This is a genomic window from Bradyrhizobium sp. AT1 (assembly GCF_001590795.1).
In the GTDB taxonomy this organism is placed as follows: domain Bacteria; phylum Pseudomonadota; class Alphaproteobacteria; order Rhizobiales; family Xanthobacteraceae; genus Bradyrhizobium.
Genome location: NZ_JXDL01000001.1, coordinates 4,961,440 through 4,981,151 on the forward strand (window position 1 = coordinate 4,961,440; position 19,712 = coordinate 4,981,151).

General features: G+C 66.4%; 17 protein-coding genes and 1 tRNA gene. 7 read left to right on the top strand and 11 right to left on the bottom strand.

The features are described 5' to 3' along the window. Positions 1–6: 6 nt before the first annotated feature. Positions 7–1,380, bottom strand: coding sequence for a hydrolase (locus tag SE92_RS23040; RefSeq protein WP_063198617.1), 1,374 nt, complete (start codon positions 1,378–1,380; stop codon positions 7–9). Between the two features lie 135 nt (positions 1,381–1,515). Between SE92_RS23040 and SE92_RS23045 the strand changes: the two genes are divergently transcribed. Beyond that, positions 1,516–3,204, top strand: a complete 1,689-nt coding sequence (locus tag SE92_RS23045) for an MFS transporter (RefSeq protein WP_063203710.1) — start codon at positions 1,516–1,518, stop codon at positions 3,202–3,204. Between the two features lie 114 nt (positions 3,205–3,318). On the opposite strand, the gene SE92_RS23050 is transcribed toward SE92_RS23045, so the two are convergent. Continuing rightward, positions 3,319–3,534 (bottom strand): hypothetical protein, encoded by a 216-nt coding sequence (locus SE92_RS23050; RefSeq protein ID WP_063198619.1) that lies wholly within the window; start codon positions 3,532–3,534, stop codon positions 3,319–3,321. Between the two features lie 168 nt (positions 3,535–3,702). Beyond that, complete coding sequence (locus SE92_RS23055) at positions 3,703–4,026, bottom strand: hypothetical protein (protein WP_063198621.1); 324 nt, start codon at positions 4,024–4,026, stop codon at positions 3,703–3,705. 253 nt (positions 4,027–4,279) lie between these two features. On the opposite strand from SE92_RS23055, the gene SE92_RS23060 reads away from it, so the two are divergent. Further along, the gene (locus tag SE92_RS23060; protein ID WP_063198622.1) at positions 4,280–5,335 is read left to right on the top strand and encodes a polysaccharide deacetylase family protein; all 1,056 of its coding nucleotides are present in this window, start codon (positions 4,280–4,282) and stop codon (positions 5,333–5,335) included. 73 nt (positions 5,336–5,408) lie between these two features. Here SE92_RS23060 and SE92_RS23065 read toward each other — a convergent pair whose 3' ends face one another. The 6 genes from SE92_RS23065 to SE92_RS23090 form a co-directional block, all read right to left on the bottom strand. Next, positions 5,409–5,807, bottom strand: coding sequence for a hypothetical protein (locus SE92_RS23065; protein ID WP_063198624.1), 399 nt, complete (start codon positions 5,805–5,807; stop codon positions 5,409–5,411). Between the two features lie 108 nt (positions 5,808–5,915). Next, entirely contained in the window at positions 5,916–7,376 is a 1,461-nt protein-coding gene (locus tag SE92_RS23070) for a glycosyltransferase family protein (RefSeq protein WP_245324672.1), read from the bottom strand. A 314-nt stretch (positions 7,377–7,690) separates the two neighbouring features. Beyond that, positions 7,691–7,766: transfer RNA gene (locus SE92_RS23075), tRNA-Thr, on the bottom strand. A 98-nt stretch (positions 7,767–7,864) separates the two neighbouring features. Continuing rightward, entirely contained in the window at positions 7,865–9,610 is a 1,746-nt protein-coding gene (locus tag SE92_RS23080) for a heme biosynthesis protein HemY (protein ID WP_063198625.1), read from the bottom strand. Between the two features lie 35 nt (positions 9,611–9,645). Beyond that, the gene (locus tag SE92_RS23085; RefSeq protein WP_063198627.1) at positions 9,646–10,839 is read right to left on the bottom strand and encodes a COG4223 family protein; all 1,194 of its coding nucleotides are present in this window, start codon (positions 10,837–10,839) and stop codon (positions 9,646–9,648) included. 77 nt (positions 10,840–10,916) lie between these two features. After that, positions 10,917–11,663 carry a uroporphyrinogen-III synthase gene (locus SE92_RS23090; RefSeq protein ID WP_063198628.1) on the bottom strand — a complete coding sequence of 249 codons (747 nt, stop codon included), beginning with the start codon at positions 11,661–11,663 and terminating at the stop codon, positions 10,917–10,919. A gap of 152 nt (positions 11,664–11,815) precedes the next feature. Between SE92_RS23090 and tsaD the strand changes: the two genes are divergently transcribed. Genes tsaD through SE92_RS23105 form a run of 3 tightly spaced genes read left to right on the top strand, consistent with a single transcriptional unit; the run spans position 11,816 to position 14,288 of the window. Further along, positions 11,816–12,889: a tRNA (adenosine(37)-N6)-threonylcarbamoyltransferase complex transferase subunit TsaD gene (tsaD, locus tag SE92_RS23095; RefSeq protein WP_063198630.1), complete on the top strand. Its 1,074-nt coding sequence runs from the start codon at positions 11,816–11,818 to the stop codon at positions 12,887–12,889. Between the two features lie 2 nt (positions 12,890–12,891). Next, complete coding sequence (locus tag SE92_RS23100) at positions 12,892–13,872, top strand: NAD(P)H-dependent glycerol-3-phosphate dehydrogenase (protein ID WP_063198632.1); 981 nt, start codon at positions 12,892–12,894, stop codon at positions 13,870–13,872. A gap of 2 nt (positions 13,873–13,874) precedes the next feature. Beyond that, entirely contained in the window at positions 13,875–14,288 is a 414-nt protein-coding gene (locus SE92_RS23105; RefSeq protein ID WP_063198634.1) for an EVE domain-containing protein, read from the top strand. A 4-nt stretch (positions 14,289–14,292) separates the two neighbouring features. Here the strand turns inward: SE92_RS23105 and SE92_RS23110 are convergent, their stop codons facing one another. After that, complete coding sequence (locus SE92_RS23110; protein ID WP_063198635.1) at positions 14,293–15,372, bottom strand: adenylate/guanylate cyclase domain-containing protein; 1,080 nt, start codon at positions 15,370–15,372, stop codon at positions 14,293–14,295. 101 nt (positions 15,373–15,473) lie between these two features. Between SE92_RS23110 and SE92_RS23115 the strand changes: the two genes are divergently transcribed. Beyond that, positions 15,474–15,929 (top strand): SRPBCC family protein, encoded by a 456-nt coding sequence (locus SE92_RS23115; RefSeq protein WP_063198637.1) that lies wholly within the window; start codon positions 15,474–15,476, stop codon positions 15,927–15,929. A 137-nt stretch (positions 15,930–16,066) separates the two neighbouring features. Here the strand turns inward: SE92_RS23115 and SE92_RS23120 are convergent, their stop codons facing one another. Beyond that, complete coding sequence (locus SE92_RS23120; RefSeq protein WP_063198638.1) at positions 16,067–17,233, bottom strand: DNA topoisomerase IB; 1,167 nt, start codon at positions 17,231–17,233, stop codon at positions 16,067–16,069. Between the two features lie 400 nt (positions 17,234–17,633). Here SE92_RS23120 and acs point away from each other — a divergent pair, with 400 nt between their 5' ends. After that, on the top strand, positions 17,634–19,580 hold the full coding sequence (gene acs, locus SE92_RS23125; protein WP_063198640.1) for an acetate--CoA ligase: 1,947 nt from the start codon (positions 17,634–17,636) through the stop codon (positions 19,578–19,580). Positions 19,581–19,712: the final 132 nt, after the last annotated feature.

Below are 19,712 nucleotides of genomic sequence, written 5' to 3' on the forward strand. Positions count from 1 at the left end.
AAACAGCTAGTAAGTCAGCTCGGCAATCGCAATCCTGTTCTCGGCAGCGGGCCAGGCGCGCGCCACAATTCGTTCTTCGCCGAATTGGGCCACGATGTTACGTCCAACCTCGCCGGCCGCAAGCCGCAATGTTGCCGCCGAATCCGTCGGCACGCCCGGCTTGACGTCGGCCGGCTCCTTGCCGTCCAGCAACACCACGTCCCTGGGCAAACCGAAATAGCCGCGAGGACGTGACATGATCACGACGGCGCCGGCGTCCTTGTCGGCTGGCCCGAGCGGCCGTGCGGCGCGCAAATGGACGACGTCGGACGAGCGCGGGAACGGCGAGCGATAGATGTGTGTGATCGGCGCACCCGGCGAGGTCAGGACGAACTCGAGCGACCAGGAGGGGTCGACCTGCACGGGCCCCCAACGGCCGTCGGCGCCGGTCTGTGCACTGTAGACTGCTCCGTCCTTGCGCTCACCGGTATCAGAATCGACACGGAAGATATCGACGGTTGCACCCGCCACGGGGCGATTGGTCGACACGCCGCCGGGCGTACCGGTAACCAGGCCGCTCAGCTTGATGCTTGCCTCCGGCACAATCGCGATGCGCGCGGGCTCGCGTGCCGCGATGAATTTGTAGATCTCCCGGAACGCGCGCGGATGGAACGCCACCTCGCGGTGGTCGAGCGCGCCGAGCACGAGATTGGTGGCGCCCTTCAGCTCCGGCCCTTCATTGGTGACGCCGGTCGGCGTGCCGGGCTTGCCGATGAAACGGCCGTCGGCTTGCGCGTATTTGTCCATGCCATCGCTGCGCAATGTGAGGAAGGCAACACCCGGCGTCACCTCGCTCTCGCCCTCGTTGAGGCCGCGCAGGAACGGGCCGCGGCCGTTGAACTCGTTGTTGAGCTGGTCGTCGGTCGCGAACACGCCGTGATTGGGCGTGCCGCACAAAACGGCGTGGCTGACATCGCCGGCCCCGCCGTTCTTGATCACGTTGCGGATCGCGTTGCCGCCGCGCGAGCTGCCGACCAGCGCCACGCGCGCCGCGCCGGTGCGGCGCTTCAAATCCGCGATGGCAGCGGCGAGCTCGCGGCGCTGGTCCTCGGTCGAGGAGCGGTTCGCCTGCTCGACCTTGTCGTCGCTGCGCGCATTGGGGTCGGTGAAATTGATCGCCATCATGCGATCGCGGGCGATGCCGTTGGATTCCATCCGCCACAGCGTCGTCATCCAGAGCGCGTCGTAGTCGCCATTGCCGTGGACGAACAGGATCGGCGGCACCTCGGTGCCGGGCGCCGCGGCGGGTGCGGTTTGGGCCCATGCGCCCATCCGCAAGCTCGCAGTTGCGAAGGGCAAGCTGCCCGCCCCCAGCAAGATCATCCGTCGTGACAGCTTCATCTGTTCCCCCGGCAAACCGCCTCTTTGCACCGCTTATAGCGGCCTAACCACTGGACAGCGAAGGACTTTCGCGGGCATCAAAGAATTTGCCGGAATCGCCCGAAACCACTTCTGCCAGCCCATATGGAAGGGGATATGACCGAGCAGCCGAACCGCCAGAAAATGGCCGCCGACGGCATCACCGCGCCGCTGCGCTACACCGTGTTCCGGCGCATCTGGCTCGCCAGCCTGCTTTCCAATCTGGGCCTGCTGATCCAGGGCGTCGGCGCGGCCTGGGCGATGACGCAAATGGCGGCCTCGGCGGACAAGGTCGCACTGGTGCAGACCGCTTTGATGCTGCCGATCATGCTGATCTCGATGCCGGCCGGCGCCATCGCCGATATGTATGACCGCCGCATCGTTACCCTGGTCTCGCTGATGATTGCCCTCACCGGCGCGACCGCGCTGACGGTGCTGGCCGGGTTCAATCTCATCACCCCCGAAGCCTTGCTCGCCTTCTGCTTCGTGGTGGGCAGCGGCAACGCACTGTTCGGCCCGGCCTGGCAGTCCTCGGTCAGCGAGCAGGTGCCGCCCGATGCGCTGCCATCGGCCGTCGCGCTGAACGGCATCAGCTACAACATCGCGCGCAGCTTCGGTCCGGCGGTCGGCGGCGTCATCGTCGCCGCGCTCGGCGCGGTGGCCGCGTTTGCCTGCAACGCGATCCTCTATCTGCCGCTGCTGATGGTGCTGCTGCTCTGGCGCCGCTCGGTCGAGCCGTCGCGTCTGCCGCGGGAAAAGCTCAACCGCGCCATGGTCTCGGGCTTCCGCTACATCACCAATTCGCCGCCGATCAAGATCGTGCTGTTGCGCACGCTGGTGATGGGCCTGATCGGCGGCGCCATCATGGCGTTGATGCCGCTGGTCGCGCGCGACCTGCTGCATGGCGGCGCGCAGACCTACGGCATCATGCTGGGCGCCTTCGGCATGGGCGCCGTCGTTGGCGCGCTCAACATCCACGAATTGCGCAAGCGCATGAGCGGCGAGGCCGCGATCCGCGCCTGCACGATCTCGATGGCATTCGCGATGGCCGCGCTTGCCCTCAGCACGGAGCCGGTGCTGACCGCAGCGGCGCTGGTGCTGGCCGGCGCGGTCTGGATGGCTGCGATTGCGCTGTTCAACATCGGCGTGCAGCTCTCGGCGCCGCGCTGGGTCGCCGGCCGCTCGCTCGCGGCGTTCCAGGCCTCGATTTCCGGCGGCATTGCGATTGGCGCCTGGGGCTGGGGCCATCTCACCGACTATGCCGGTGTCGAGGTCGCATTGCTGACCGCGGCTGGCATGATGCTGATCTCGCCGCTGCTCGGGATCTGGCTGACGATGCCGCGCGTCGGCGCCCGCAACGAAGACGCCGACGTGCTGGCCGATCCCGAGGTGAAGCTGTCCCTGACGGGGCGCAGCGGTCCCCTGGTGGTCGAGATTGAATATCGCGTCGCGCAGGAGAATGCGCGCGCGTTCCACAACGTCATGCAGGACGTGCAGCTCTCGCGGCAGCGCAACGGCGCCTATGGCTGGTCGATCGCGCGCGACATCGCCGATCCCGAATTGTGGACCGAGCGCTATCACTGCCCGACCTGGTTCGATTACTTGCGTCAGCGCAACCGCTCGACCCAATCCGAACGCGCGCTGCATCAGGAGGCGATCGCCTTCCACATCGGCCCCGAGCCGGTGCGGATCCGCCGCATGCTGGAGCGTCCGTTCGGCTCGGTGCGCTGGAAGGAGGAGACTCCGGATCGCGCGAGCGAGGAGGTGCTGCCGGTGGTCGCGACCGCGGCGGGAAGCAGCACGTAGCGTTTGTGCGCAGTAGCCCGGATGGAGCGAAGCGCAATCCGGGTAAGTTTATCCGCGAAGAAAGAACCCCGGATTTCGCTTCGCTCCATCCGGGCTACGGGACTACCAGAGCCGTTACTGCCCGTGCTCCTTGAGCACCTTGTCGCAGCCCTTGCTGAGTCGGGCGCGATTCTCCTTCAGGCAGGCGAGCACGGCGCCGTCGCCATTGTTCATCACGGCGCGGCAGAAGCGCGTGACGTCGCGCGCGCAGGCATCGTGACCAGGCTGCTGCTGCGCAGTTGCCGCCGAGGCGCACAGGAGCAAAGGAATGATGAAAAGAAATCTGGTCATCGCGTAATGCCTCTTACCCGGAAAGACGTGCGGGGAAGCTAGTGCGACGAACCCGGGGCTGCAACGGCTTTATTGCCGAGCGGGAGAGTGCCGCCGCGTGGCCCCGGCTCGAGGCCGGGGCATATCGCGAAGGGAGCTAACCGGCGCGAACGATGTCGTTGCGCGCTGTTACTGACTGTCCTGGGCGTCAGCGACCTTGCGCGACGCGCCCTTGGCCAGATCCTTGTCCATCACCGCGCGGCAGCCGGCGCTCAGGTCCGAGCGATGCTTCATCATGCACGCCGTGATCTTCGGGATGTTGGGGATTTCCGACGAGCACAGGCGGAAGGCATCGCCGGTGCACATCTGCTGCGCCTCGGCCGAGAAGGCGAAGCTCGAGGTCGTCGAGATCAGAGAGACGATGGCGGCAAAGCCCAGAGCCAGGCTGGTGTCGCGGATACTGGCAGAGAAGGACTTGGTGCTCGAAGACTTGGTGTCAGAAGACTTGGTCATTTGAAGCTCCCATTGGCGCCGTCGCAACGGCGCCCGTTGTTGATGGGAACTACGATGCTCCAGCAAAACAGTTTCCACTGTGATGACAGTCACGCGGCCCGCTCCGACTGTGATCTCAGTCACATTGGCGCATCGGCCTGAAATTCCTCCACAACCGCCGTCGTGTTGGTGTCACGTTAACTGTTACTTCGCATTAATGGCTCGTCGCGCGGGAAATTCCGCAGGTTTGGTTGCGTAATTGGAAAGAGTAGCGATGCGTAATGCGTTGGGCCTGATGCTGGCCAGTGTAGTTGCGGCGGTCGTGATCGCCGCCGGCGGTTGGTTTTATTATTCCTCGCGCGCCGATCAGGCCGCTCCCAAGACAATTGCCGCCCGTGCCGCCGACCCGTTGCCGGCACCGGCGAGGCTTGCCGCCAAGGATGACGTCGAGACCACCGCGACGGTCGCGGCCAAGCCGGCGGCGATGGCCCAGGCGCCTGCGCCCGCTCCCGTCATGCCGATGCAGCCGAAGCAGGCCTGCGCCAACCCGAACGCGCTGGGCGTCTCCCGCGTGGTCGAGATCGACACCACCGGTGGCCCCGGCTTCGGCTTTGATCATTTCAAGCAATTCGACTTCCTCACCGAGAAGGAGGTCGTGCTGACCTTCGACGACGGTCCCTGGCCCGTGAACACGCCGAATGTGCTGAAGGCGCTCGCGGACGAATGCACCAAGGGCCTGTTCTTCTCGGTCGGCAAGCATGCGACCTATCATCCGGAGATCCTGCGCCAGGTGCTGGCCCAGGGCCATACGGTCGGCACGCACACCTGGTCGCACGTCAATCTGAACGGCAAGAAGATGACCGAGCAGATGGCCAAGGACGAGGTCGAGAAGGGCATCAGCGCGGTGAAATTCGCGCTCGGTGCCAACCCTGCGCCGTTCTTCCGCTTCCCGCAGCTTCAGCATAATCCGGCGATCGTGAGCTATTTCGGCACCCGCAACGTCGCGATGTTCTCGACCGATGTCGACTCCTTCGACTTCCGCAAGGGCGCGACGCCGGAGAAGATCATCGAGACGGTGATGACGCGGCTCGACAAGCTCGGCAAGGGCATCATCCTGATGCACGACTTCCAGAAGAATACCGGCATCGCCTTGCCGGCGCTGCTCGCGCGCCTCAAGGCGGGCGGCTACAAGGTCGTGCAGATGAAGGCCAAGACGACGCTGCAGTCGCTGCCGGAATATGACGAAGCGTTGATGAAGGACATGAAGGTGCCGACCGCGAGCACGACTACGCGTCCGATCGGAAGCGTGGTGCAGACGGTGTCGCAGTAAACGCGCCCGGCCCAATCCAAAACTCTTGCGCATGGCCGGGCTTTTGCCCGGCCATTTGCTTTTGGCGAGAGTCTTACCAATAGATGCCGTGGCGGTGCAGCTCGCTGATGATGCGGCGCTCGGTCCAGCGCTTGGACTTCGGCTTGTCCGCCTTTGCCGTTTTCTTGGCCGGCTTGGTTGTCGCGACCGGTGCCGGGGTGGGCGCGGGCGTGGTCACCGCCGGAGCGGCCGCAGTCACCGGAGCGGGCGGTGCAGACAGCGTCACGGCCGGCGGACGATCGGAATATTTCGGCGCCTCGGCGGCTGGCGTCGTTTCGCTCGCCTGCGGCGTGGAGGTGGTCGCCGAGGTCTGCGTGGTCAGCGGAGCGGGAGCCTGAGCGCCCGCCGCGGACAGCGACAGGCTGCGGGAGCCATCTGCCTGGGCAGAGGCGGAAGCCAGGACCATGGCGGCCACCAGAATGATCTTGCGCATGTGAAATCTCCCCGTGTTTGCGTGACCGGGATATTACGGGCAGGACGTCAGCGGTTAAGTGATTGGCCTCACACAAACGCGGCGCAATTTCGAACCCGCCGGCGGCGATCAACATCCCCGCCGATAGACCCGCAAGCTCACATCCGGAAGGCTCATGCTGTCGAGCAGGCAGATTCCCTTTTCGTCATCCATGCGCTTGATGAGCTCATCGCCGACGCGCGGGCCTACCAGCGTGTGCGGGATAGAGCTCGAGAGCACGAGAATCTCCGACCGCAGCAACGCGTCGCCGGTTTCCTTCGCGCTGCGATAGTACAGCTCATTGCGAATGACGAGATTCATGTTCGCCTGCGCAGCGTAGAGCTGGATGGTCGCCGACGTCACCGGATAAGGGCTCGAGAAGCCGACATAGAGCGGACCGGACGTTTCCGGCTTGAGCTCACGCAGCAATGACCAGAGCCGCCCGGTCGCAAGGCGGATGCTCTCCTGCTGCTGCGCGCTCAACGGTGTCGCCGTGCTGATCTGGCCGATGACGACGTGCCTGAGAAAGAGCTGGAGAACGAAGGCGAGCGCCAGAACCCGGCCGGCCGTGAGAAGGTGGCGGCGGATGTCGTTGCAGGGGCCGAAGCGGATGAGCAGCTCTTCAATGAGCGCCATGCTGGCGCAGCCGTTGAGCACCATCGCGACGATGAACACGCCATAGAACATCGCGCCGAAATAATAGGTCTTGATCGCCGCGACGGAGGGAATGGCATAGGCGATCAGCACGGAAGCGAGCAGGACGACGGCGTCGCGTAGCGCGGCGCTCCCGTGAATGGCCGCAAGCACCAGGCGCAACAGCATCAGGCCCGTCCCGATGGCGAACCAATAATGCAGGCCGAACTGACCTTCTCCACCGATCGAGAAGCGCAGCAAACCGGCCGAGAAACTCTCGCCTGTCGTCCAGAGGTCGCGCTGACCGACGAAGACGTGGAGGATGTAGGTGACGGTCTCGACCAGTGCAGGCCCGATCAAGAGGGCCGTTGTCGCAAGCAGCGGCAGCACGAACCACAGCAGCGCAGCGAGTGCCTTGCGGATCGAGATGCGCAATCCGCCCGCCTCCAGGCAATCCACGAACAGCCGGATCGCAAACGAACTACCGAGCAGAGCGAGCGTGGCAAAGAACGCGGTCGGCTTGATGCTGACGGCCAGTGCGCAGGCAACGCCGAGACCGGCCAGCGCGCGTGCGCCGCGATCGAGCACGCCGCGGCGAACGATCGCCCCGGCAGCAAGGCCAATGGCAAGACCCGAGGGCAGATCCGGTCGCGCCTCGGTCACCGTGTGCCACAGCACCGGGACGCAAGCGACCGCGATCAGGCACGCCGCGATCTCCAGCACGGGCCGCCGCCACGCCAGCCAGACAATCCCGAGCAGAAACGCAAAGACCAATACGGCGTGGACGAGATAAGGCCCGATGAAGCCGCCGGGAAACAGCGCAAACCCCGTGATCGCCACCATCGTCGAAAACGGCGCGTGGTCGTGAAGCAGAGTCCAGACGCTAGCGGCGACGCCCTGGTCTCCGACCGCATTCATCCACCTGATGGCGTCCAGAAAATAGGAGACATCGTCATAAAGCGGAGGAACGGACAACCGCCCGTGCAGCCGTGAGGCTTCGAGCGATCTCGAGGCGACGATAGCGGTAATGCCTGAGGCGAGGAGGACGAGGCCGGCAATCCGCAGCCATGCGTCCCAATCCGTCCTGGCCCTCGTCTCCGTACCCACCACTTGCCCCGTTACGCGCGTTCATCGGCAGCGTATCGTAGTGACACAAGGCCGGAGCGCAACGCGCGCGAGCCAACCTCAGTGAGCAGAGCGCAGGCCTGCGAGGACCGGATGGAACGAGGCGCTGGTGCCGCAAGAGGGATTCGAACCCCCGACCCCGTCATTACGAATGACGTGCTCTACCGACTGAGCTATTGCGGCGAACCCTGCCGGGGCCCGGGCGATGCCGGCCCCGATACGCGCTCCTGATATCGGGCATGGCCCGAATTGGCAAGGACAAGCGGGCTTCGAAATGCGGCTCACGCGCCCCAGCGGGACCAGAATCCGCGCCAGCCGCCGGCCTGGGCCTTGGGTGTGCCGATTTGTTCCGTAAATTCATCGCTCGGCCCCTCGTCGTCGATGCCGGGATCGTCGGGGGCCCGGACGATCGGGATGACCGCGGGAATCGGCACGGGCGCGGGTTTACCGAGGTCGGCGCGGGTCCGGAACACCGGTGTTGCCGCCGGAGGCGTTGATTCGGCGGGCGCGGGCGCCGGTTGGACCGGCTCGGCGGGCTCGGCGGTCGCAACAGCCGGCTCTTCTGTGCCGGTCGGGGGTGAATTGTCTTGAGCGGCAGGCGCCGGGTCTGGGACCGTCACGACCGGTTCCGCCGGGCTGTCGCTGGGGACCACCGTGACCCGCTTCGGCGGCGGCGCCGCCAGCATGGCTTCCTCGAAGGCCGAGGATTCGATCGTGGCGCCCTTGTCCGAAGGCAGGCTCGCGACCGGCGTCTGCCACTGGAAGGCATCGAGCCGGCCGGTGACCGGAGAGACGGGGCGCCAACGATCGCTGACGTAACCGTCCGCGGTCCAGGCGGGATCGTGACGGGCGCGCACCGCGCGCAAGGTCCAGGCGCGGGCGCGGCCGCTATCGCCATGCTCGGCGCGCTCGATCTCGGCCATCAGCAGCGCGACGCGCTGCGTCGGATCGTTGACGTAGGGCGCCAGCGCCTCGCGCGCGCGGGCGAATTCGGAGGCATCGATTGCTGCGCGCGCGATCACGAGCCGGCCCTCGATGTACCCGGGGGCATTCGCAGGCGTCTTGGCGGCGAGGGTCTCGACCCGCTGCAGGCGCTGCCGCGCGGAATCGCCGAGCTTCACATGAGCATAGGCCTCGGCGAGATCGGGATGCGGGTTGGCGAGCCAGGCGGCCTCGACCAGCTTCATGGCGCGGCGCACCTGATGCGCCTCGCTCTCGAATTTCGCGGCGAGCACCGCCGCTGGCACCAGGGTGGGCGCCAGCTTGATCGCTTGCATCACACTCTCGCGCGCGACGTCGCGGTCCATGGTTTCCAATTCCAGCGCGCGCGCCGTGAGCAGCACGCCGCGCTGGCGGCGATAGGCCGGCTTGTCGATCAGGCCCGCGGACAGATTCGAATCCAGGATCGCGAGCGCGCCGCTCCAGTCGCCGCGCGCGCAGCGGAAGCCGAGCACCGCATGCGAGGCCCAGGTCGAGGACGGCGACAGCTTGATCGCTTCCTCCGCGATCATCACCGCGCCGACCGCATCGTCGGCGCGCTGCGCCTCGATGAACAGGCCGCGCAGGCCGAGCAGGCGGGTGTCCTCGCGCTCGGCCATGGCGCGGAAGGCGCGCTGCGCTTCGTCGCGATTACCTTCGAGCTGCGCCGACTGCGCATGCAGCAGCAGCGCGAGCGGATCATTCGGTGCATGTCGCCGCGCCGCCTCGGCGTGACGGCGGGCGAGCGCGGTATCGCCATGACCGATCGCGAGCAGGCCGTGGGTGATGGCGTGCCGGCCCTTTGCGTGGCGCTTGTCGTGACGACGGCGGCGCATGCGGCCCGGCAATCGCCATGTCGCGGTCAGGATGCTCCAGAGCAGGACGATCGCAATGGCAAAAACGCCGAGAAGCAGCACGAACACCGGAATGGTCGGCGAGGCGCGCCAGCCGCCCCAGGTCATGACGACTTCGCCGGGCTGGTCGGCAACCCAGGCCGCGCCGGCCGCCGCCAGCGCAATCAGGACGAGGAAGAGGACGATGCGAAGCATGACGATCCCTATACGCGCTGATTGTTGCGCGAATCTTATTGAGTCGATTTGGCGAGATCCGCCATCGCATCGTCGGCGAATTTGCGGGACGCGGCGAGCGCGGCATCGCGGGCATCGGCCTTGTCGAGCCAGGCCTGCGCCGGCGCACGATCGGCCTCCGGCAGCGTCTTGAGCTCGCGCCGCGCTTCCACGAAATCGTTGCGAAGGGCGGCCGCCGTGACGCGTGCCACGATCGCGCCGCGGTCGTTGCCCACGCCGTCGGTGCGTTCGATGCGGACCAGTTTTGACGCGCCTGCCTGAAGGCGCTCGACGATGCCGGCACTCGCGGCCGGGGCTTCCGGCGGCGGCGACAGTTTCGGCACGATGGTGAGCAACTCGCGGCTCAGCGCGACCGGCGTCGGAATGCCCGACGATGCAAACGTGTCGAGCGGCTTGAGCATGTCAGGCTTGGCGGCAAGCGTGCGCGCCGCGGACAGCTGCGACTGATAGGGATCGCCATGACGAACGGCGACGTCGAGCAGCGCCGCCGCCACCACGAAGCGCAGCGGCTTGTCATCCCTGGCTCTTGCATCGGCGATCTTCTCGCCCTGCTGCGCGAGCTCGGCCCGCTCCGTCTTGCTGGCGCGTTCGATCTGCGCGATGCGATCGTTGAGAGCGGCAAGGTCGGGTGCGGCCGCGGCGGGGGTCGATCTCGCATCGTTCATCGCGCTCGCGCTCTTGTCGAACTGCGCGCGCAAATTGGCGATGTCGCTGCGCAAGCTGCTTGCAGACTTCTCCAGCGCGTCGATCCGCGCCGCCATGGCCGGATCCGCTGTGGGCTTGCCGGCCTTGGCTTCCACCGCCGCAACGCGACCGCTCAGCGCATCGACCGCCGCGCCTGTCACTTGCGGCGCGGCCGGCGGCGCCTGCACGGCGGGCCAGCCCAGCATCCAGCCGACCGCGATCACGACCGCCGCAGCAGCGGCTCCGGAGAATGGCGCGATGACCCAGGGTGAAACCGACTGCGCAGCGGCCTGCGCCTCGATGCGCTCCGGCTCTGCGTCAATGGACTCGGATTTGGCCTGTTCGGCCTCGGCGTGTTCCGCCGCCGGCTGGCCCTCGGGCTCGACCGTCGCCTCCTGCGGCTGGGTCGAGACTTCCGTCGCCTCGAGGTCGATGGTGGGCGGAGTGCGCTTGGCACGACCAGCGTCGGGCGCCAATCCTGCGTCTTCAGGCTTGTCGTCGGCCATCGTGACGGTTCCTCACACTTCCATACCTTGTACAGGCCCTAGAGCGGACCCGATGACGTCGGATTCGGCCCGACCTCTTACGCCAAACGGGTGCGCAACGCACGCTCCAAGGTGGCAAATAAGGCATTTTCGTCCGGGGTCGCGGCGACCAGAACCTGCGACGCGCCGGCATCGCGCAGCGCACTCGCAACCGTCTCGGACAGGCAGCATTGCGGTATGGCCAGCGCCGAGATTTCGACACCTTCGTCCCTGGCCGCGTCCAGGAACGCCCGGGCGCTGCGCTGGGAGTAGTGCAGCACCGCCTCGACCCCGTGGGCGGCAAAGCCCTCGCAGACCTCGCGCGGCAGATGCTTGACCGGCGCCATGCGATAGGTCGTTCGCGTGATGACGGAGAAGCCCGCCGCACCGAGCTCACCGCCGAGGTCGCGCGACAGATCCGCGCCCGCGAGATACAGCAGCGTGCTCTTTTTCTTCAGCACCTTGTCGCGCGCGGCCTGGATGACCCTGTCCCGCAAGGAGGCGGCATCGCCGCCGGCGACGATCACATCGACAAAGCCGGCGTCGCGCGCCGCGGCGGCCGTATGCTCGCCGACCGCAAACAAAGGCAGCTCCAGTAGGCCAAGATCTTGCAATTGCGGTGCGGCGGCACGGAGCGCGTTGGCCGACGTGACGATGATTGCGGCATAGGGCGCTTCATTGTCGTCGTGGAAGGCCACCGGCTCGAACTTGAGCGCCGGCGCAAGCAGCACCGCATGCCCCCGCGCACGCAGACTTTCCGCCGTCGCCTCGTTGTCGGGATGCGGCCGTGTGACAAGAATGGACATCGCTGGTGTTCCCGAACCAATTGGCGGCGACGCATGACGAGAACGGCTTGCGTCGTGACGATTGCGCAATCTGGCCTCGGAATGCTACCGGACGTACCAGAACTCCGCTTTACGGATGAGCGCAAGGGCGCAAATTGGATAACAATTCGCCAATGCTGGTACTGGGCATCGAAACAACCTGCGACGAAACTGCCGCGGCCGTGATCGAACGCGCGGGCGACGGCAGCGGCAGGATCCTGTCCAACATCGTGCGGTCGCAGGTCGAGGAACACGCCCGCTTCGGCGGCGTGGTGCCGGAGATCGCGGCCCGCGCCCATGTCGACCTGCTCGACGGCATCGTCGATCGCGCCATGCGCGAGGCCGGCATCGGCTTCGCCCAACTGAGCGGCGTCGCGGCCGCCGCGGGGCCGGGCCTGATCGGCGGCGTCATCGTCGGGCTCACCACCGCAAAGGCGATCGCGATGGTGCACGACACGCCGCTGGTCGCGGTGAACCATCTGGAGGCGCACGCGCTGACGCCGCGCCTCACCGACGGAATCGAGTTTCCCTATTGCCTGTTCCTCGCCTCCGGCGGCCATACCCAGATCGTCGCAGTCACCGGCGTCGGACAATATGTGCGGCTCGGCACCACGGTAGACGACGCGATCGGCGAGGCTTTCGACAAGGTCGCGAAGATGCTGGGCCTGCCCTATCCCGGCGGCCCGCAGGTCGAGCGCGCGGCGGCAAGCGGCGATGCCATGCGCTTTGCGTTCCCGCGGCCGATGCAGGGACGCCCCGACGCCAATTTCTCGCTGTCGGGACTGAAGACGGCGGTTCGCACCGAGGCGAGCCGGCTTGCCGAGATCACGCCGCAGGACATCAGCGACCTCTGCGCGAGTTTTCAGGCCGCCGTGCTGGATTCGATCGCCGACCGATTGAGCGTGGGCTTGCGGCTGTTCCGCGAAAAATTCGGCGCGCCAAGCGCCCTGGTCGCGGCCGGCGGCGTCGCCGCCAATCAGGCGATCCGCGGCGCGCTCGATGACGTCGCACGGCAAGCGCAGACGCAATTGATCATGCCGCCTCCCGCGCTGTGCACCGACAATGGCGCGATGATCGCCTGGGCCGGCGCCGAACGCCTCGCACTCGGCCTCACCGACACGATGGACGCCCAGCCCCGCGCACGGTGGCTGCTCGACGCCAACGCGACGGCACCGGCCGGCTACGGCAAGACACGCGCGGGATATTAGCCATGTCGACCTTCCAATCCGTCGCGGTGATCGGCGCGGGCGCCTGGGGCACGGCGCTGGCGACTGTCGCGGCGCGAGCGGGGCGCACCGTGACACTGTGGGCACGCAATGCCGAACATGCCGCGCGGATCGCCTCGACGCGCGACAACCCGCGGCTGCCGGGCGTGCGGATCGCTCCCGAGATTGTCGTTACGAGCGATCTCGCCGCGGCCTCGCGCGCGGAGATGCTGCTGATCGCCACACCGGCGCAACATCTGCGCGGTGCGGTCAACCTGCTGGCCCCGCATCTGCGTGGCGAGTTGCCGATCGTCGCGGCCGCCAAGGGCATCGAACACGGCACGCACAAGTTCATGACCGATGTGATCGCAGAGGCCGCGCCGCATGCGCAGCCGGCGATTCTGTCAGGCCCGAGCTTCGCCGACGACGTCGCGCGCGGCCTGCCGACGGCGGTGACGCTGGCGGCGAAAGATGAAGCACTCGCGAGCCACCTGGTGCAGGCACTGGGCTCGCCGACATTCCGTCCCTATCACTCCACCGACATCCGCGGCGTCGAGATCGGTGGCGCCGCCAAGAACGTGCTGGCGATCGCGGTCGGCATCGCGGTCGGGCGCAAGCTCGGCGCCTCCGCCCAGGCTGCTCTGACGACGCGCGGCTTTGCCGAGCTGACGCGGCTCGGCCGCGCGCTCGGCGCACGCAGCGAGACGCTCGCCGGCCTGTCCGGCCTCGGCGATCTCATTCTGACCTGCGCGAGTCCGCAATCGCGCAATTTCGCGCTCGGCCTTGCACTCGGCCGCGGCGAGCAGCCGCCCGCCGGCAAGCTCGCCGAGGGCGAGTTCACCGCGCCGGTGCTGATCGAACTTGCGGCTTCGCAAGGCATCGAGATGCCGGTATCAGAAGCGGTCGCTTCGATCCTGAGCGGCCGAAGCACGATCGACGCGGCGATCTCGGGGCTGCTGACGCGCCCCTTCAAGTCTGAGGAATGAGCATGGCGTACTGGCTGGTGAAATCCGAACCATCGGTGTGGTCCTGGGACCAGCAGGTCGCGAAGGGCGCCAAGGGCGAGGCCTGGACCGGCGTGCGCAATTTCACCGCGCGCCAAAACCTCGTCGCCATGAAGAAGGGCGACAAGGCGTTCTACTATCATTCCAACGAGGGCAAGGAGATCGTCGGCATCGCCGAGGTCATCAAGGAGGCCTATCCCGATCCGACCGACAAGACCGGCAAGTTCGTCTGCGTCGACATCAAGGCCGACAAGCCCTTGAAGACTCCGGTGACGATGGCGGCCATCAAGGCCGAGACGAAGCTCGCCGAGATGGACCTGGTGAAATATTCGCGCCTCTCGGTGCAGAAGGTGACGGCCGAGGAGTGGAAGCTCGTCTGCAAGATGGGCGGGGTTTAGTCCGTCACGTCTTCGGCAATGTGAACACCTCACATGGCGCCGCAATACCGCGCAATGAATGCGGCCCGAGCGCGACCAGCGGCATCTCCGTCTCGGCGGCAAGCGCGCCCGACACCAAGACGGTCCGCCCCAACGGCTTGCACAATCCTTCGAGGCGGCTGGCGAGATTGACGGCGGGACCGATCGCGGTGAAATCGAGCCGGTTGGCGGCGCCGATATTGCCCCAGAGCATCTCACCGAGATGGAGCGCAGCACCGAACGCCAGCGGCGGCAGGCCCTTGGCGCCGCGCTCCGCGTTCAGATAAGCCATGCCGGCCTCGGCTGCGCCTGCCGCACGCAAAGCGGACTCGCAGGCACGGCGCGGCGATGCTTCGACCACCGGAAAGATCGCCAGCACGCCGTCGCCGATGAACTTCAGCACCTCGCCGCCGAAGGCGTGGACGGCACCGGCGATGCGATCGAACCAGGCGTCGAGCGCGGCGATGACCTGAGCAGGCGGCGAGGTTTCCGACAGGGTCGTGAAATTGCGCAAATCCGCATAGAGCAGCGCGGCCTGAATGGTCTCGCCGAGATCGCGCCGCAGGGGCGCCGCCAGCACCCGTTCGGCGCTGCGCTTGCCGAGATAGGCGTCGAGCGTTGCCCGCAACGTGGCGCGCGCAGCGAGCACGGCAAGGGGCGTCGCGGCAAAACGGGCGGCCTCGCGCAATTGCCCGATCTCGTCAGTGCTGAACGGCTGCGGCCCGATCCAGCCGAGCAGCGGCCCGTCATGCCGTCCGACAATGTCTTCGTGCACGTACCCGCGCGCGATGTCGCGCAACCAGCGGCGACCGGCGTCGGTCGGCGGATCCGGTGCGAGGCCGCCGGGCGCGAAGCCGAGCGCCTCGATCACCTGGCCGCTGTCGGCGCGCCACAACCAGGTCCGCTTCGCGATCAGCGGATGCGGCACCTCCAGCGTCAGGGCGCCGGCCGCGAGCGGCATGCCGTCGGCGACCAGATGTGCGCCGAGTTCCGCGAGCAGGCGGTCCGCCCCGGGGCAATCCAAGGCGGCATCGACGAGCCAGGCGAGGGTCGGAGAGAGCTGCATGGCTCGATCATGGCGAAGGCCGGCCGGGTTTGTCACGGGCAATCCTTGACGGGCCGCCTCGGCCCCGCCATGTGCCAGTATCCGCGAAGGAATGATCGCCGATGACCGAGCCATTCGTAGTGCGCCGCGAGACCCAGATCGCAGCTCCGCGCGCCACCGTTTTCGCTTACCTGACCGACCCTGAGAAGATCCTGAGCTGGATGGGCTCCGATGTGACCACCGAACCGCATCCCGGCGGGCTCTATCTGCTCAAGGGCGTGGGCCCGCGCGGAGGCGTCGCCCGCGGTGCTTTCCGCGAGGTCGTGCCGGTGCATCGCCTCGCCTATACGTTCGGCTGGGAGGGCGGCCAGGAAGTGCCGCCGGGCTCGAGCCTGATCGAGATCGACCTGATCGAACGCGATGGCGGCACGCTGCTGCGCATGACCCATAGCGGCCTGCCGAGCGAAGCACAGGCCGCCGCGCATGCGACGGGGTGGGGGCATTATCTGGAGCGGCTCACGATCGCAGCGGCTGGCAGCGATCCTGGTCCGGATCGGGGCGTGTCGACGAAGACCTAGGTCTTGTAGGGTCGGTAAAGCGACTTGTCCGCCGTAGCTCGAAGAGCGAAGGCGGAAGGATGCCCACGCATTTGTCGCGATCGAGAGAGATGGTGGGCACGGCGCTTTGCGCCTTTGCCCACCCTACAGCAGTGTCGTCACACCGCTGCGGTCGCGACCACCTGCGCCAGCAGCTGCTCTCGCCTTGCCTGCGAGCGCTGGCCCTTCATGGTCGCCGCAAAACGTTCGAGGATGCCTTCCTCGAACGCGGTGACGATGGTGTCGTGGACGTAGCTCTTGCGGCAGATCGCCGGCGTGTTCGAGAGCTTGTCCGCGGCGGCGCGGATCGCCTCCAGCACCTGCTTCTTGCGGCCGCGCTGGCTGGTCGCCGGCGTGATCCGCGACAAGGACTCCACGACGACGGCTGACGCCATCAGCGTCCGAAAATCCTTCAGCGAGATCTTGATGCCGGCGATCTCGCGCAGGAATGCATTCACCTGCGTGGTGCTGACCGCGCGCACGATGCCGTAGGCATCGCGATACTGGAACATGCGCTTGCCCGGCACGCTCTGCAAAATACCGATGGCGCGCACCAGCTTGGCCGCGTCGCACTCCTTGCGCACCGCCTTGCCGCCCTTCGCCTTGAAGGTCAGAACGAAGCAATCGTCTTCCAGGGTGATGTTGGACTTCAGCAGCGTGGTGGCGCCACGGGTGCCGTTGAGGCGGGCATAGGATTCATTGCCGGGGCGGATCGCGGTGCGCGCAATCAACTCGATCACGGCCGAGAGCGCGAACTCGCGCGTCGGCTCGTCACCCGAAAGGAACGCCGAGACCTTGCGCCGGATTTTTGGCAGCGCGCCGACGAGCTTCTCCAGGCGATGCGCCTTGCGATGCTCGCGAACTTTCTCCCAATCGGCGTGATAGCGATATTGCAGCCGCCCGGCGGCATCCCGGCCCACGGCCTGAAGATGCGAGCTCGGATCGGCGGAATATCGCACCTCGCGATAGGCCGGCGGCACCGCCATGGAATGCAGCCGGCGGATGGTGCGGGCGTCGCGGACGTGTGCGCCGTTGGGGCGGACGAAGGAATAGCCCTTGCCGCGCTTGATGCGGCGGATGGTCAGCTCGTTCTGGTCGCCGAGCCGCAGGCCGAGCTCCTTTGCAAGGGCCTCGACCGTCGTGGGCGCGGTGTCGTAGGTCTTTTTGGGACTGGGACGCCTGAAACCGGTCGGTTTCGGCCATTGTCCGAGGGCTTTGGCCAGCGCAATGGCCGCAGGATCGGCTGAAGCGGGCCGTATCGTCCCGAGATTCTGCTGATCCATCATAGTCTTATGCCTTAGCCCTGTCTGTTACCGGTCAATGCCGCTGTTCTGATTTTTGTTCCAAGGGGTCTCTCTGGACCCGGGTTGGCCATTTAGGGTGTTCCGAACCGTATTGCGAGTCCCGAATCAGTGACGACCGGTTCCTAAATACCGTCCGCGTCGCATGGACGCTCTGCACCGGCCTGTTTCCGGGAGTTGGGTAAAGGCCGCAGAGTGGCGCCTCGGCTGTTTCAGATCTGCGACAGTCGCATCAGACGGCCTTGATCTTCCGCATGGCCGGTAGCCCGCCGAAGGTCCAGCTTGTGCTCCTTGTCGGGCCCGGTTAGCCCGACGCATAATCAGTCAATGATCAAGTCGGCTCGCCAGTCGCTAGCGTTCGGCCTGCCGTATGTGGAGGGAAAGCATGTCCGAGAAGATCTACGACGTCCCCGCGGAGTGGGCGAAGCGCGCCTGGGTCGACCAGGCCAAGTACAAGGAGATGTACGCTCGCTCGATCTCGGACCCGAACGGTTTCTGGGCGGAGCAGGCCAAGCGCATCGACTGGATGCACGCGCCGACGAAGATCGAGAACGTCTCCTTCGCACCCGGCAACGTCTCGATCAAATGGTTCGAGGACGGCATCCTCAACGTCGCCTACAATTGCATCGACCGGCATCTCGCCAAGCGCGGCAACCAGACCGCGATCATCTGGGAAGGTGACGATCCCTCGCAGTCCAAGCACATCACCTATCAGGAGCTGCACGACGAGGTCTGCCGGATGGCCAACATCCTGCGCACCCGCAACGTCAAAAAGGGTGACCGCGTCACCATCTACCTGCCGATGATTCCGGAAGCGGCTTACGCGATGCTTGCCTGCGCGCGCATCGGCGCGATTCACTCCGTGGTGTTCGCGGGCTTCTCGCCCGACAGCCTCGCCCAGCGCATCAATGACTGCAAATCCAAGGTCATCATCACCGCGGACGAAGGCCTGCGCGGCGGCAAGAAGGTCCCGCTGAAAGCCAATGTCGACGCGGCGCTCGCCAAGGCCGACGACGTCGACTGGGTCGTCGTGGTCAAGCGCACCGGCGGCAAGGTCGACATGAACCCGACCCGCGACCTCTGGTACCACGAGGCTGCGGCGATGGTGACGACGGAATGCCCGGTCGAGCACATGCACGCCGAAGACCCGCTGTTCATCCTCTACACCTCGGGCTCGACTGGCCAGCCCAAGGGCGTGTTGCACACCTCCGCCGGCTATCTCGTGTTCGCCTCGATGACGCATCAATACGTCTTCGACTATCACGACGGCGACATCTACTGGTGCACCGCGGATGTCGGCTGGGTCACCGGTCACAGCTACATTCTCTATGGGCCGCTGGCCAACGGCGCGACCACGCTGATGTTCGAAGGCGTTCCGAATTACCCTGACAATTCCAGGTTCTGGAACGTCATCGACAAGCACAAGGTCAATATCTTCTACACCGCGCCGACCGCGATCCGCGCGCTCATGCAAGGCGGCGACGAGCCGGTGAAGAAGACCTCGCGCGCGAGCCTGCGCCTGCTCGGCTCGGTCGGCGAGCCGATCAATCCGGAAGCCTGGGAGTGGTATCACCGCGTCGTCGGCGACGACCGCTGCCCGATCGTCGACACCTGGTGGCAGACCGAGACCGGCGGCATCCTGATCACGCCGCTGCCGGGCGCGACCAAGCTGAAGCCCGGCTCGGCGACGCAGCCCTTCTTCGGCGTGGTGCCCGAGATCGTCGACGCCGACGGCAAGGTGCTGGAGGGCGAAACGTCGGGCAATCTCTGCCTCACCCGCTCCTGGCCGGGCCAGATGCGCACCGTCTATGGCGATCATGCCCGCTTCGAGCAGACCTATTTCTCAACCTACAAGGGCAAGTATTTCACGGGCGACGGCTGCCGGCGCGACGCCGACGGTTATTACTGGATCACCGGCCGCGTCGACGACGTCATCAACGTCTCCGGCCATCGCATGGGCACCGCGGAAGTCGAGAGCGCGCTGGTGGCGCATGAGAAGGTGTCGGAAGCCGCGGTGGTCGGCTTCCCGCACGACATCAAGGGCCAGGGTATCTACGCCTATGTCACCCTGATGGCCGGCATCGAGCCGACCGAGGATCTGCGCAAGGAGCTCGTCACCTGGGTGCGCAAGGAGATCGGCCCGATCGCCTCGCCCGACCAGATCCAGTTCGCGCCGGGCCTGCCCAAGACCCGCTCCGGCAAGATCATGCGCCGCATCCTGCGCAAGATCGCCGAGGACGAGCCGGGCAGCCTGGGCGACACCTCGACCCTGGCCGATCCCGCCGTGGTCGACGACCTCGTGCACAATCGGCAGAACCGGAAGCCGGCGTAGGACTGACAGCCTCCGGGCCACCTATCGCAATCCGCTATCAGAACAGCCGGCGTTGAAACATCAGCGCCGGCTGTTTCCGTTGGCACCAATATCTGGAAGCCCGCCGCTCATTGCCCGGGATGAGCGCTCGCG